At 49.4% G+C, this 14,244-nt stretch carries 10 protein-coding genes; 5 read left to right on the top strand and 5 right to left on the bottom strand.

What is annotated here, in order from left to right; translation table 11 throughout:
• Positions 1-55: 55 nt before the first annotated feature.
• The 4 genes from DW096_RS00860 to uvrB all read right to left on the bottom strand — a co-directional run bounded on the left by DW096_RS00860 (position 56) and on the right by uvrB (position 9,626).
• A complete protein-coding gene (locus tag DW096_RS00860; RefSeq protein ID WP_005836564.1) occupies positions 56-2,947 on the bottom strand; it encodes a PD-(D/E)XK nuclease family protein in 2,892 nt (963 codons plus the stop codon).
• Between the two features lie 43 nt (positions 2,948-2,990).
• Positions 2,991-6,290, bottom strand: a complete 3,300-nt coding sequence (locus tag DW096_RS00865; protein ID WP_117962376.1) for an exodeoxyribonuclease V subunit beta — start codon at positions 6,288-6,290, stop codon at positions 2,991-2,993.
• Positions 6,291-6,422: 132 nt separating this feature from the next.
• Entirely contained in the window at positions 6,423-7,478 is a 1,056-nt protein-coding gene (locus DW096_RS00870) for a linear amide C-N hydrolase (protein ID WP_044467629.1), read from the bottom strand.
• A gap of 87 nt (positions 7,479-7,565) precedes the next feature.
• Positions 7,566-9,626 (bottom strand): excinuclease ABC subunit UvrB, encoded by a 2,061-nt coding sequence (gene uvrB / locus DW096_RS00875; RefSeq protein WP_117962377.1) that lies wholly within the window; start codon positions 9,624-9,626, stop codon positions 7,566-7,568.
• 116 nt (positions 9,627-9,742) lie between these two features.
• Between uvrB and DW096_RS00885 the strand changes: the two genes are divergently transcribed.
• The 5 genes from DW096_RS00885 to DW096_RS00905 all read left to right on the top strand — a co-directional run bounded on the left by DW096_RS00885 (position 9,743) and on the right by DW096_RS00905 (position 13,340).
• Complete coding sequence (locus tag DW096_RS00885; protein ID WP_057087770.1) at positions 9,743-11,041, top strand: phenylacetate--CoA ligase family protein; 1,299 nt, start codon at positions 9,743-9,745, stop codon at positions 11,039-11,041.
• Between the two features lie 44 nt (positions 11,042-11,085).
• Entirely contained in the window at positions 11,086-11,511 is a 426-nt protein-coding gene (locus DW096_RS00890; RefSeq protein ID WP_061411883.1) for an amino acid-binding protein, read from the top strand.
• 189 nt (positions 11,512-11,700) lie between these two features.
• Positions 11,701-12,519, top strand: coding sequence for an outer membrane protein assembly factor BamD (locus DW096_RS00895; RefSeq protein WP_005825357.1), 819 nt, complete (start codon positions 11,701-11,703; stop codon positions 12,517-12,519).
• Between the two features lie 24 nt (positions 12,520-12,543).
• Positions 12,544-12,879, top strand: coding sequence for a DNA-directed RNA polymerase subunit omega (locus tag DW096_RS00900; protein WP_005825356.1), 336 nt, complete (start codon positions 12,544-12,546; stop codon positions 12,877-12,879).
• On the top strand, positions 12,879-13,340 hold the full coding sequence (locus DW096_RS00905) for a DUF4293 domain-containing protein (RefSeq protein ID WP_005825355.1): 462 nt from the start codon (positions 12,879-12,881) through the stop codon (positions 13,338-13,340). Before DW096_RS00900 ends, DW096_RS00905 begins: the two co-directional genes overlap by 1 nt.
• A 170-nt stretch (positions 13,341-13,510) precedes the next feature.
• Here the strand turns inward: DW096_RS00905 and DW096_RS00910 are convergent, their stop codons facing one another.
• Complete coding sequence (locus tag DW096_RS00910; RefSeq protein ID WP_016273570.1) at positions 13,511-14,212, bottom strand: porin family protein; 702 nt, start codon at positions 14,210-14,212, stop codon at positions 13,511-13,513.
• Positions 14,213-14,244: the final 32 nt, after the last annotated feature.

Raw genomic sequence — 14,244 nt, forward strand, 5'->3', positions numbered from 1 at the left:
CGTCTGTTACGGTCGTGCAGACCATCTGTTTCTTATGAACGGATGGTCTGTTTTTTTATCTCTTACACAGACTGCGGAAATCGCAATATTCACATTTCCGGGTATCCTCTGTTTGGCTGAATGTTTCTTCTTGGCTGAATATCTCCTGCAGGAGTCCGTGCAGCCGTTCGCGAAACTCGTCTTCGAAGAAAGCGAAGTTGTTGACCGGTACCTTGGGTTGTCGCGGCGCTCCCATTTCGATGACCGGGGAGTAGCTTTCGGAAGCTGCCCGGTGGATGTAAAGTAGGGAAGGGGCTACCTTCAGCGATTGCTTGCGGCAGAGGATGGCGGCGTACAGAAACGTCTGGAAAATATAGTTGGGACGGTTGTCGGCGGGAGTAAACAGTTGTTCTATATTTTCAGGAGTCTTGGGAGTACCGCCTGTCTTGTAGTCCACGATACGTAGCGTGTCTCCTTTGCTGTCCAGGCGGTCGATGGTACCGCCTATCTGTAAGGCAAGCTTTCCTTGCGGAGTATCTATTTCCATCATTTCTCTGACGTCCTGTTCCATACCCTCCATACGGAACGGGGCATATTGCAGGTCATTGCGCAGAAGCTGGCGCAGGTAAGAGGCAATGACTTTGGAATGGATAAGCTGCGTACCGTTATATTCCGGTTGCTCCGTAAGGGGCACATGGAAGAACTTTTCTTTAAAAGCATTGTCCACATAGGCTTGCAGGCGGACATCGTCTTTCAGTAACTGTTCCAGGTCTTCTTTACGTATTTCCCGTCCGTTGGTTGTCAGTTCGTTGTACACCAGTTCGGCAGAACGGTGGAAGATGGTGCCGAAGAGGGTGGAGTCTATTTCGGCGCTTACTTCATCGAGAGCCTTCAGGCCGGCTACGTATCGGTAGTAGAATTTCAGCCGGCAGTCCAGATAGGCATTGAGGGCAGAGGGGGAGAAGAACGCTTTGGGACGTCGGTGGATGTCGTAGGCGTCGAACATCTGTTGCAACATCTCCGGTGTCTTGTGAATCTCAATTTCCAGGGCTTGTTGTGGAGATTGTCCGGCTTCAAGGTACTCAAGGGAGATGTTGTGCGGCGACTCTACCAGGAATTGCAGCATGAAGCGGGACATCTCCCCGCGGTTCAGTCCGTCCGAAGAGATGTTATATAATAAGGTGACGTTTTCTGCCCGTTGGATGAGGCGGTAGAAGTAGTAGGCATAGACGGCATTCTTGTGTTCTATGGTGGTCATGCCGAAGGCCTTCCTCAGGTTGTAGGGAATGAAGGAGGAGTCGCCTCCGGCTTTGGGCAATTGCCCTTCGTTGAGGGAGAGCATGATGAGGTTACGGAAATCGAGGTTACGCGTTTCCAGCACCCCCATTACTTGCATGCCGATGGCGGGTTCTCCGTGGAAGGGAATGTTGGCAGAGGTAAGCAAGCGGTTCAGCAGTCGCTTCAGCGTGTCTGTGCGCACACCACTCAATTCGCCGGTCTCTATCAGGCTGAGCAGGCGGTTGACGAGGGTGTAGCTTTTGAACAGAGACTCGCGGTACAGCTGGTTGAAGATGTCTTCCACGTCTTTTTCCTGGCGGTAGAGGACGGCCACTTCGCGAAGCAGTTCGGTGAGGTAGCTGCATAGGGCGGCGATGCCGTTCTGTGGTGTAAAGACTTGTTCAAGGAATGCGTCCTGCTTCAGCTCCGAGGGAAGGGGATAGAAGCGGTTGTCCCGGGTAAGCTGTTTTTCCAGTGTTTCGGCATTGGGGGAAAGTTGCCGGGTGTAAGGGTGTTTCAGCAGCGTGATTACGGTTTCGTAGATGTATCGTCCGGTACCTGCATGGTAGCCGGTAGTCTGTAGCTCTACAAGGGCGTTGATAAAACTGTACACCGGAGTTTGGGCAAGGGGAAATCCCATTGTGATGTTGACGTTCTTTACCTCTGCCGGAATGGAGTGGAGGACGGGAAGCAGTAGGGATTCGTTGCAAAGGACAACGGCAGTGTCTTTGAATGAAGAAGGGGTTCTTAATTCTTCATTCCCCCTAATCCATTGCGGCAAGTAGCGGGCTTGTGCATTTTCGGTAGAAGCGGAGATAAAGCGTACGTTCTTGGGTTTCCGCAGTACATCAAAAGAAGTTTCGGGCAGTTGGTTGGGAAACAGCTTTAGGTTGCGGAGGATGAATTCGCCTGCTTCGTGGGTATAGGGCGGCTTTTGCTCAAGGGGAAGACGGGTGTAGAACACGTCGTAATCCCAATAGAACATTGCTTTCCCGGCATCCTGCAAGAGCTGGAAGAAACGGGTTTCTACTCTATTTAGCACGTTGAAGCCGACAAATACATAGCGGTCGTAGCGCAGTCGGTCGGTGTCGAGTTGCTCCATGACATTGCGGTACATCATGCCTTCGTAGGCGATGCCCAGTTCTGTAAGATTGCGGCGGTAGTGGCGGTAGATGTCGCCCAGTTTATCCCAGAGGGAGATGAATTTGGCTTTCAGCTCCGTGCGCTTTTCTATGGAAAAGTTCTGGAAGAACTGGCGGATGGCTTCTTCTTGTTCTTGGTCGAGGAAGTCGTAATTGTCCATAATGTTCTTCAGTTCTTGCAGGTTGCTGAAGAGTTTGTCGGCATCTACAAGGTTTTTGTCTACGTCATCGAAATCGCTGATGAGCAGTTCTCCCCAGAAGTAGAAGTCATCCAGAGTTTCTTCGCTGCGGGTCTCTTCGCGGAATACCTTATACAATTCGCATACCAGACGGATAGGGTCACCGGACTTCAATGGAGAGAGTTGCCGGAACAGTTCGCTGATGCTGACGTAGGCAGGCGACCACAAAGGGCGGTCCGTTTCAGTTGCCAGATATTCGTTGAAGAACAGACTGGCACGTTTGTTGGGGAAAACGATGGCGGTGCGCGAGAGGTCGTTTCCTATTTTGGCGTAAAGGTCGCGGGCGACCAGTTGGAGGAATGTTTCCATGATTTAGTTGATAATTGATAATTAATAGTGGATGGGGAGTGAGTTATACCGGTTCTATGTTGTTCTCCTCTACATACCACAAGTAACCCCGTATATTTTCTGCGACATACCCCATGCGGACCAGCAGTTGCATGTATCCCTGCACCTGCTTGTTGTACTTCTTGTTTGGCTTTCCGAACTTGAAGTCCACCACTACGATTTCTTCGCCACGCATCATCACGCGGTCCGGGCGGCGTGTCCGCAGTTCACCGTTTTCCTGCCAGATGATGTCGCATTCATTGAATAGCTGCCACGTTCCTGAATACCAGTCCTTGACTTGAGGCAGGGAGAAAGCGCGTTGGGTGAGATTGCGTATTTCTTCTTCCGTCTCACTCCGTCCAATCACACCTTCAAAGACGAGCTGGCTGATGGCATTGTCAATGTCTTTTTCCGTTTCGATGGCAGAGAATAGGGTATGCAGCAAACGTCCCCGGTTGATGAAGCGCTGGCTGGACTCTGCTTCGTCCACTCCTGCTATGAAGTCTGCCGAACGGTTGGATTGCCGGAACTCGATGTCGTGGAGCATGCTCTCCATGTGGACGGGCAGTTTGACCGGCTTTTGCGAAAGTCTGTTGACTGGTTGCTGTTCGTAAACCTCAGGTTTACGTTCGCAGTATAGAGGTTTCTGTTCGTAGTATAGAGGTTTAGCTTCGTCGTTAGCAGGGTTGTCTGCGTCATGCTGTGAGACGGGGACGGGGGAAGGGCAAATCTTGCCGTTCTCATATATGGAAGCCTCTTCGTCCCAACTGCCTGCTCCGTCTTTGGCTATGTGGGGCAGGGTGTTGGCAAGGAGTTCGGATATGGTTCCCTTCTGTTCCTTCCGGCTCCAGAGGATGAGGTTCTTGCCGGCACGGGTAAAGGCCACGTACAGCAGATTCAGATTGTCTACCCACAGCTGAAGACGTTCGTGCAGATAGTCCTGCCGATATATGGATTCCGCCATGGTGGTGGAATAGTTCACCGGTACTAAGCTGATGGCATTATAAGGCTCTTCCGGTGGGGCGCACCACACCAGCTGGTTGTTGGTTTCGTTCTCCAGCTTCCAGTCGCAGAAGGGAATCAGTACGGTATGGAATTCCAGTCCTTTGGACTTGTGGATGGAGAGGATGCGTATGCCGTCCATCTCACCGCTGGGGATGGTTTTGCTGCAAAGGGTTTCGTCCCAGTAGCGGATGAAGCTGGCCAGTTCGGAAGAATTGCTTTGCAGATACTCCGTCACAGCATCGAAGAAGGAGAAGAGGTAGGCATCCTGCTTTTCAATGCGGCTCATGCCGAAGATGCTGAACAGTTCTTCCAGTAACTCATACAAAGGCATCAAGCGCAGCGTTTCCCGTCGGGAGGTAAAGGTTTCGGGCAGGGGAGTGGCTATGATGAATCCCGACTGCTCGTCATTTGTCATTTGTAATTTGTAATTCTTCATCAGCGCAGCCTCCGCAATCTTGTTCTCCGGATTCGATAGGCAGCGCAGGGCATCCATCAGCATGCAGATGGCAAGGGAGGCATCCAGACGGAAAGCTTCGTCGGACACGACAGAAAGATGCAGTTCTTTGTCAAAATAGTCGGCTATCGGCGGGATATTCTTGTTCTTGCGGACAAGGATGGTGATATCATTCAGTGTTACGCCCTCTTCCAGCAGCCGTTGCACCTCTTCTCCTAAAGCGAGAAGGGTCTGCTCTGTATAGTTGTGTTCATCGTCCGGTTCCAGGAAGGTGGCTTTTACGTAGCCGTACTCCGTGCTCTTGGGCGATTCCTGCACTACGTCGGCATAAGCGCGTTTCAGGGGTAGGCAATCCTCTTTCAGTTCGTTCAGGTGTAATGCATTGAGGTAGTCTATGGCAGCGGTAAATACCTGGTTGTTGAAACGGATAATGTTGGTTTCGCTACGCCGGTTTGTTTTTAGGGTTTCCACACGGACGGGGAAGGAGTTTAAGTTTAATTCTTTATTTCCCAAGCTGTTCAGTATTCCCCAGTCCCCGTTCCGCCAGCGGTAGATGGACTGCTTCACATCTCCCACAATCAGACTGTCGGCTCCTTGCGAAAGTCCTTCGAGCAACAGCAGACGGAAGTTGTCCCATTGCATGCGGCTGGTGTCCTGGAATTCGTCAATCATGACGTTGCGTATGTTGGCGCCGATTTTCTCGAAGACGAACGAAGAGTCACCCTCGCGCACCAATTTGTGCAGCAGGGCGTTGGTGTCCGAAAGTAGAAAGCGGTTATGTTCTCGGTTCAGTGTACGTACCTCTTCGTCAATATGGTTGAGGAGTTGTAGTTTGTTGAGATGCTGGAGCGAGAGACGGCAACTGTTCAGGGTGCGGTTGCGTTGCGGACGCATTCTTTCGGCTTCCTGCAGTAGAGGTATCAGGCTGGTTTTTGCCAGACAGATGATGTCGTCCTTCCGTGAGGATGTTTTCGTTGCCCAGTTTTTTGCATCTGCCAGGCTGTTTTGCAGGGTGGCGTTCAGCACATCTTTGTCAGACAGTCTGCCGTCGCGCAGTTTGCGGAAGTAACTGCCGATGCCTCGGGCACCTCCTTTCAAGTCTTCGGGAGTGAGGGCATGCCCTTCCAGTTCGCCTTCAAACTGGTCGTAGAAACTTTTCATCTGTTCCAGAGCCTCGGTTTCCATATCGCGCAGCACATCCCGGTAGAGTTTCAACGTGTTCGGAGTACGAAGGCATTGCCGTAGTTTTTCGCCGCGTTCTATGTAGCTTTCATCGAAGATGTTTCGTCCGAAACTTTTCACCTCATTCGATACGTTCCAGCGTTTGTCGTCGCGGATGCGCTCGTCGATGTAGTCCAGGAGCCATGCCAGCACGGGAGAAGTGGGGGTAAGCTTCTCGATGAGGCTGTCTACGGCATCACTCAGCACTTCACTGTTGTTCAGCTCTATGTTCAGGTTAGGACTCAGTTCCAGTTCGCGGGCAAGGTTGCGCATCACAGATTGAAAAAAGGAGTCGATGGTTTCCACGCGGAAACGGCTGTAGTCATGCAGCATGTATTGCAGTGCCATGCCGGCCCGTTGACGAATCTCCCCGTCCGTCAATCTGTCCCCGCCTTCTTCTTTAATTTTTAATTTATAATTTTTAATTCTCTCCAAGTATGCTTCGGAAGAAGGTGCTCCCTTCCAGATACCGTAAAGCTGTGTCAGTATGCGCTCCTTCATCTCTGCCGTAGCCTTGTTGGTGAAGGTTACGGCAAGTATCTGCCGGTAGGCGCGTGGATTGATTATCAAATGCTTGATGTATTCCACAGCCAGCGTAAAGGTCTTGCCTGAGCCGGCAGAGGCTTTGTATACTAATAATTCCATGTAAATTGCTGCATTGAGTATGTATCTGCAAACGTACACAAAAATAATGAGAAAAATAAATGCTTCCCTGCTTTCTCTTATAGAAAGAAGTGGGAAGCATCCATTATTGAGGGGCTATGTGTAGGGGCTGTGCTACATTACCGGCGTCTGGAAAAGAAATACAAATCCTTTGCTGTCTTTCAAATCCTTTATGGCATCTCCGGCATAGATTTCTCCGTTTGTCAGTGAGAGTTTCTTGATTCCTGCATTCGGGCTAAAATCGATTTTCTTCAAGTCGAGCCAGAACAAGTTAGGGGTCAGTGTGGACTCAAAATAATATACTTTGTTCTTCTGGTCGGATACAGAACGCCAACGGGTGGAGGAGATATGGGGCTTGTCCGGTGTGGTGATACCGAACGGTACAGAAACATTGCGCATTACGCTCAATACACTGGGTACAGCAATCTTTGCATCCGCTGTTTGCGGAATGGCATTGATGTAGAACGATGCGCGTACAAAGCGGTCACTGGAGCGGTTGGTTCCCGGCAACATATTCAGTCCGCCTACCTCTTTCCAATAGTCGTTGATAGCCAGCTGGAGTTCATATTTGGGAGAGTTGGTCATTACTTGATACTGCTTGCCTTCATGTATCTCAAGGTTTCCGTCTATGTATTCCAGGATAGCCGTGTTTCCGGTTTCATCTGTGATGGCCAGATGCAGGGTGGAAGCGGCTCCGTTGGGCAGGTCTGGTGCATCAATGCGGAAGGATTCTTTTTTCAGTTCATCCACAGCTTCGCGTACGGTTGCAAAATTGTCGAGTACGTATTGCGTCCAGATACTGATGCCCATAATCGGGCGGTTGTCTCCCGGGCGGTGGTAAACGGACTCCGGAAGGAAGAGCAGGCTGGCAACCAGACCTTTCTCGTTCATACCGTCGCAGGTACCTATGTCATAACCGGCGGCAATGACGCTACCGTACTTGGAAGTCCAGTTCACTGTATTCCCTTTGTTGTAGCCTGCCCTTTGCATGCCTCTTGGGAATACATAGATGTTACTCATAAGGTCTTCTTTCCAGTCCATCGTACGTCCTGTAATGACTGTATTGTCAGGACCGATGTAGGTGGCTCGGGTACACGCTTCTGTTTGTTGCACACTCATGGAGGCTATGGCAGCCAGTGCAACAGCTATTGTCTTTATTGGTTTATTCATCTCGCTTTTGTCTTTATGAATTAATACTCTGTTTCATAGAATAACAAAAGGAGGGGAGTATAGTTTGAGAAAAAGAGGTGAAATCCCTTACTCGTCTTTTTCTTTCAGCAATTCCTCCATCTTCAGCACCTCGTCCCGATACTGTGCGGCTTCGATAAAATCGAGTTTCTTGGCAGCCTCCTGCATAAGCTTCTTGGTACGTTCAATACTCTTTTCCAGTTGCTTGCGGCTCATGTACTGTACTATAGGGTCGGCAGCCATCGTAGATGTACTTTCTTGTTCCACATAGGGGCGGGGAGTGCTGGAAGTGAACTTCTCGCTGCTGAGGACGGCTTCGCCGGAAGCCTCGTTGGTGGCAAACACATTGAGGTTCTTTGCTTTCTTGATTTGCTGTGGCGTGATGCCGTGCTCTTCGTTGTACTTCAACTGCTTCTCGCGACGGCGGTTGGTCTCGTCGATGGTCAGTTGCATGCTGTCCGTTATTTTGTCGGCATACATGATGACCATACCGTTCACGTTACGGGCGGCACGTCCGGCAGTCTGTGTCAGTGAGCGGTGGGAACGAAGGAAACCTTCCTTGTCTGCATCGAGAATGGCAACGAGAGAGACTTCAGGCAGGTCGAGTCCTTCACGCAGCAGGTTGACACCGACAAGTACATCGTAAACGCCCTCGCGCAAGTCACCCATAATTTTCACACGTTCCAAAGTGTCTACGTCGCTGTGGATATAATTACACTTCACGTTGTTGTTCAGCAGATATTCCGTCAGTTCTTCAGCCATTCGTTTGGTGAGGGTGGTGACGAGAGTTCGCTCGTTCTTCTCGATGCGCAGCTGTATCTCTTCCATCAGGTCGTCTATCTGGTTGTGGCTGGGACGTACCTGGATGATAGGGTCCAAGAGCCCGGTCGGACGGATGACCTGCTCTACTACGATGCCTTCGGATTTCATCAGTTCGTAATCTGCCGGTGTGGCGCTGACGTAAATCACTTGTTTGGCCATCTCTTCGAATTCATCGAATTTCAGCGGGCGGTTGTCCATGGCTGCCGGCAGCCGGAATCCGTACTCCACCAGGTTTATCTTGCGGGCGCGGTCACCTCCGTACATGGCACGTATCTGCGGGACGCTGACGTGGCTTTCGTCAATGACTATCAGGAAATCTTCGGGAAAGAAGTCCAGCAGGCAGTAGGGGCGGGTACCGGCAGCACGCCCGTCAAAGTAGCGCGAATAATTCTCAATGCCGGAGCAATGTCCCAATTCGCGTATCATTTCCATATCGTAGGTCACCCGTTCCTGCAAGCGTTTGGCTTCGAATGGGCGACCTTCGTTTTCAAACCATTGCACCTGCTTGTGAAGGTCGTCCTCTATTTCGTGGATGGCACGCAACGTGGCTTCTTTGGTGGTCATGAAGAGGTTGGCGGGATAAATCTTATAAGCGTCGAACTTGGCAACAGTTACGCCGCTCAGAGGGTCTACCTCTTCAATGCTGTCCACCTCGTCTCCCCAAAAGGTGACGCGCAGCAGGTTGTCGGCGTAAGCCAGATAAATGTCCACCGTATCGCCTTTCACGCGGAAATTGCCGCGGTTCAGGTCAATGTCGTTGCGTACGTAAAGACTGTCCACCAGGCATCGCAGGAAGACATTGCGACTGAAATTCTTGCCTTGCTGTACTTCGATGACGTTGTTGTAGAAGTCCGCCGGATTCCCCATGCCGTATATGCACGAAACGGAGGATACCACCACTACATCTTTCCTGCCCGAAAGCAGGGCAGAGGTGGCGGCAAGGCGCAACTTGTCTATCTCGTCGTTGATGGCGAGGTCTTTTTCTATATAGGTGTCCGATGATGGCAGGTAGGCTTCGGGCTGATAGTAGTCGTAGTAGGACACATAGTATTCCACGGCATTGTTCGGGAAGAATCCCTTGAACTCGCTGTACAACTGGGCAGCCAGCGTCTTGTTGTGGCTCAATATCAGCGTTGGCTTGTTGATGTTGGCGATGACGTTGGCTATGGTGAATGTCTTTCCGGACCCGGTGACACCGAGCAGTGTCTGTGCGGGAAGTCCCTCGCGCACGCCCTCGGTCAGCTGTGCGATGGCCTCCGGCTGGTCACCGGTGGGCTGGTAAGCGGATGTCAGTTCGAATTTGTTCATTTTCTCTTCTTAGGAGTGGCAATATTCGGTAAAATCTTTGAGATAAACAAAATTTTTTTGTTTACTTTGCAGCTATATTGATAACAACCATTAATAATTGTAATACAACGAAGAACATGATTTGGAATGAAAGCATCGAATGCATGGATCGCGAAAGCCTTCGTAAAATCCAGAGCATTCGTCTCAAAAAGACTGTGGAGCGTGTGTATCATGACACTCCTTTTTATCGTAAGAAAATGCAGGAACTGGGAGTTACTCCCGATGACATAAACAGTATAGATGATATTGTAAAACTGCCTTTTACTACCAAGTACGACTTGCGGGACAATTATCCCTTCGGCCTCTGTGCCGTACCTATGAGCCAGATTGTGCGTATTCATGCCTCTTCCGGCACAACCGGAAAACCCACTGTGGTAGGCTATACCCGAAAAGACCTTTCAGCATGGTCCGAATGCCTTTCACGGGCCTTTACCGCCTATGGTGCCGGTAGCTCGGATATTTTCCAGGTGTCCTACGGTTACGGACTTTTTACCGGCGGACTGGGTGCGCATGCCGGTGCCGAGAATATCGGCGCTTCCGTCATCCCGATGTCCAGCGGCAATACGGAGAAGCAGATTACACTGATGCATGATTTCGGTTCTACCGTACTTTGCTGCACGCCCTCATACGCCCTCTATCTGGCAGATGCCATCAAAGACTCCGGTCTTCCCCGTGAAGAGTTTAAGTTGAAAGTGGGAGCCTTCGGCGCCGAGCCATGGACCGAAAGTATGCGTCGGGATATTGAAACCAAGCTGGGTATCAAGGCATTTGATATTTATGGGCTTAGTGAGATTGCCGGTCCCGGTGTAGGTTACGAATGCGAGTGCCAGCACGGTACCCACCTCAATGAAGACCATTACTTCCCCGAGATTGTAGACCCGAAGACCCTCGAGCCGGTTGCTCCTGGTCAGACCGGCGAATTGGTGTTCACTCACCTTACCAAAGAGGGGATGCCGCTGTTGCGCTACCGTACCAAGGACCTCACCGCCCTGCACTACGATAAGTGCTCCTGCGGACGTACACTGGTTCGTATGGACCGCATCTTGGGACGTAGCGATGACATGCTGATTATCCGTGGTGTCAACGTGTTCCCCACTCAGATAGAGTCCGTCATCCTCGAAATGCCGGAGTTCGAGCCTCACTACCTCTTGCTGGTAGACCGCAAGAACAATACCGATACCATGGAGTTGCAGGTTGAGGTTCGTCCTGAATACTATTCCGACGAAATCAACAAGATGCTGGCTTTGAAGAAGAAGCTCGTAGCCCGCCTGCAGAGCGTACTCGGTCTCGGTGTAGATGTTCGTCTGGTAGAACCACGCAGTATTGAGCGCAGCGTAGGCAAAGCCAAGCGCGTCATCGACAACCGCAAATTGTAATTGCCAAATTGTAAATTGTAAATTGTCAAATAGTAAATGAACCTATGGTAGCAAAACAACTTTCCATTTTTCTGGAGAACAAGTCCGGCCGCCTCACAGAGGTGACTGAAGTTCTTGCAAAAGAAGGTGTCAACCTTTCTGCTCTATGTATTGCAGAGAATGCCGATTTCGGTATCCTTCGTGGCATTGTTTCCGAACCGGATAAAGCATATAAGGCTTTGAAAAATAATCACTTCGCTGTGAACGTAACGGATGTGGTAGGCATCAGTTGTCCCAATATCCCCGGCTCATTGGCGAAAGTGCTCCGTTTCCTCTCCGATGAAGGCGTGTTCATCGAGTACATGTATTCCTTTGCCAATGGTGAAACGGCCAATGTCATCATCCGTCCCAACGACATGGATAACTGTATCCGTGTATTGACAGAAAAAAAGGTCGATTTGCTGGCGGCAAGCGAACTCTATAAACTGTGAAAACGAAGGATTAGGGAGGAAGGATTAGGGATGAGGACTATGCAGTTGATAGCACAGTCACTAATCCCTAATCCTTCACCATTCATCCCTAATTCCTGCCCGTTCGTCTGGTTTTTGAAAAATTAAGGCTCGTATCGTTGCTTTATTCGATGCGAACCTCTATCTTTGCGCATTATTTGAACAAAAGTAATGAAGAAGAACATCCTAATAACTCTGCTTGCAGCATTGCTGCTCTCCTCGTGTGGAGAATACAACAAATTGCTGAAAAGCACAGATTACGAATACAAGTACGAAGCGGCAAAAAATTACTTCGCAAAAGGCCAGTACAACCGTGCTGCTACTTTGCTCAATGAATTGATTGCCATTCTCAAAGGTACTGATAAGGCGGAGGAATCCCTCTATATGCTGGGCATGAGTTACTATAACCAAAAGGATTATCAGACTGCTGCGCAGACTTTCATTCAATACTACAACGTTTATCCCCGCGGCACATTCACTGAACTGGCACGTTTCCATGCCGGTAAAGCTCTATATTTGGATACTCCGGAGCCGCGTTTGGACCAATCCGGTACGTATAGCGCCATCCAGCAGTTGCAGATGTTTATGGAATACTTCCCGCAAAGCTCCAAGAAAGAAGAAGCGCAGAACATGATATTTGCCTTGCAGGACAAGCTGGTGATGAAGGAGTATCTGTCTGCAAAACTTTATTATAATATGGGTAATTATCTGGGCAACAACTATCAGGCTTGCGTTATCACTGCGCAGAATGCTTTGAAGGATTATCCCTATACCAACCTACGTGAAGATTTATCCATTCTTATCTTGCGTGCCAAGTATGAGTTGGCTGTGTATAGTGTGGAAGATAGAAGAGCCGAACGTTACCGTGAAGCGGTGGATGAATGTTATGCCTTTAAAAATGAGTTCCCCGAAAGTAAGTATATGAAGGAAGTCGACCGAATCTTTAAGGAAGCACAGAAAATGCTGGGAGAAGGAAGTGAAGAGCAATAATATAATAATACAATAGATAAATTTATGGATTACAGAAAGACAAATGCTCCTACTACTACGGTGACCCGTGATATGATGGAGTTGTGTGAGGATACCGGTAATGTATACGAAAGCGTAGCGATTATCGGAAAACGTGCCAACCAGATTAGTGTGGAAATCAAGAATGACCTTTCCAAAAAGCTTGCTGAGTTTGCCTCTTACAATGATAATTTGGAAGAAGTGTTCGAAAACCGGGAACAGATTGAGATTTCCCGCTATTACGAAAAACTGCCGAAGCCGACATTGATTGCAACGCAAGAGTATGTGGAGGGTAAGATTTACTATCGTAACCCGGCTAAGGAAAAAGAAAAATTACAGTAATGATACAACGTATTCAATCTGTTTATTTGTTGTTGGTAACTATCCTGTTGGTTGTGGCAATTTGCATGCCTGTAGGACAGTTCATCGGAGCGGACGGAGTGACAGCACATGTTTTCAAACCTCTGGGAGTGGCTTTGGCCGACGGAGGATTTCAGTCTACTTGGGGCTTGTTCGGGATATTGTTGCTCAGTGCACTTGTTGCCTTCTGTACGATATTCCTTTTCCGTAACCGTATGTTGCAAATACGCATGACGATTTTCAGCAGCATTCTGCTGATAGGCTACTACATAGCCTTCTGTGTATTTATGTTTATTTTGAAGGGTGATTTGGATGCAATGACTTTCCAGTTGGGATGGGCGCTTTGCCTTCCGGTGGTAGCCATCATCCTCAACTATCTGGCCTTCCGTGCCATCTACAAAGATGAGGTGATGGTGAAGGCTGCAGATCGTTTAAGAAGATAAGAAGGTTTATCTACTTGATAATAACAAAAGGCAGACCACGTATTTCATTCGGGATACGTGGTCTGCCTTTTGTATTGTTTCTGCTTGGGGGTACAGCCGTTTCCATTATACTGTTCCCATTAGAGGAAATTGTCGTTCCTACGTGTGGAAACGGGTGTTTCCTATAAGCATTACTTCTTCAAGTCAAAGAGATAAGTTACCTTGGCCGTAATGACTCCGTGTGCGGAGCGCGAGAAAAAGTCCTTCTTGGTGCTGCCATAGAAATCGGACAAAGCATAGTAGTATCTTCCTTCTACAATGAAATTGCCTGCCTTGGTGCGTAGTTCTATGCCTGCTCCACCTGCAATGCCGTAGTCGAATTTGTTGTCTATGGCTTTGCCGTGCTGTTCCACGGTGATGTTGGTGTAGGAGTCTGCTACAGTGCCGTCCCAGTCGCCGTCTATCTTTTCGCTGTCGCCAAGCAGGAAGCCTATCTGCGGACCGGCATGGATGAAGAATTGCAGACCGCGGTCCTTGCCGAAGGCCAGATGTGCCAGGAAGGGTATTTCCACATAGTTCATGGTGCGTGTGTAGCTCAGTGTGGGATAGTCCTCATAGTACTCGTCCCAACCGTGCTGCGAGAAGTTCAGCTCGATTTGTGCACCGCAAATCATGCTGAAATATTTCTCGGAGATATATCGGGCTGTCACACCACCGTTGATGCCCATCAGATTCTTCTGCTTGATAGAGGGAGAGAAGCTTACGCTATTCAGATTGATGCCTCCATTGACGCCCACAGCGAAGTTGTGGCGTTGCTCGCCCACCTGCGCATGCAGGGGCAATATACATGCACACATCAGCAGGGCGAATATGATGATTGTTCTCAGGTTCATGCTATAAGTTATAAGTTACAAGCTACAAGCTA

This window comes from Bacteroides sp. AM07-18, from assembly GCF_003602695.1.
GTDB lineage: Bacteria > Bacteroidota > Bacteroidia > Bacteroidales > Bacteroidaceae > Bacteroides > Bacteroides uniformis.

What these genes read in the sequence shown, in the direction of transcription:
- DW096_RS00860 (WP_005836564.1), bottom strand. Translation starts at nt 2,947, where the DNA reads ATGGAAACATTCCTCCAACTGGTCGCCCGCGACCTTTACGCCAAAATA.
- DW096_RS00865 (WP_117962376.1), bottom strand. Translation starts at nt 6,290, where the DNA reads ATGGAATTATTAGTATACAAAGCCTCTGCCGGCTCAGGCAAGACCTTT.
- DW096_RS00870 (WP_044467629.1), bottom strand. Translation starts at nt 7,478, where the DNA reads ATGAATAAACCAATAAAGACAATAGCTGTTGCACTGGCTGCCATAGCC.
- uvrB (WP_117962377.1), bottom strand. Translation starts at nt 9,626, where the DNA reads ATGAACAAATTCGAACTGACATCCGCTTACCAGCCCACCGGTGACCAG.
- DW096_RS00885 (WP_057087770.1), top strand. Translation starts at nt 9,743, where the DNA reads ATGATTTGGAATGAAAGCATCGAATGCATGGATCGCGAAAGCCTTCGT.
- DW096_RS00890 (WP_061411883.1), top strand. Translation starts at nt 11,086, where the DNA reads ATGGTAGCAAAACAACTTTCCATTTTTCTGGAGAACAAGTCCGGCCGC.
- DW096_RS00895 (WP_005825357.1), top strand. Translation starts at nt 11,701, where the DNA reads ATGAAGAAGAACATCCTAATAACTCTGCTTGCAGCATTGCTGCTCTCC.
- DW096_RS00900 (WP_005825356.1), top strand. Translation starts at nt 12,544, where the DNA reads ATGGATTACAGAAAGACAAATGCTCCTACTACTACGGTGACCCGTGAT.
- DW096_RS00905 (WP_005825355.1), top strand. Translation starts at nt 12,879, where the DNA reads ATGATACAACGTATTCAATCTGTTTATTTGTTGTTGGTAACTATCCTG.
- DW096_RS00910 (WP_016273570.1), bottom strand. Translation starts at nt 14,212, where the DNA reads ATGAACCTGAGAACAATCATCATATTCGCCCTGCTGATGTGTGCATGT.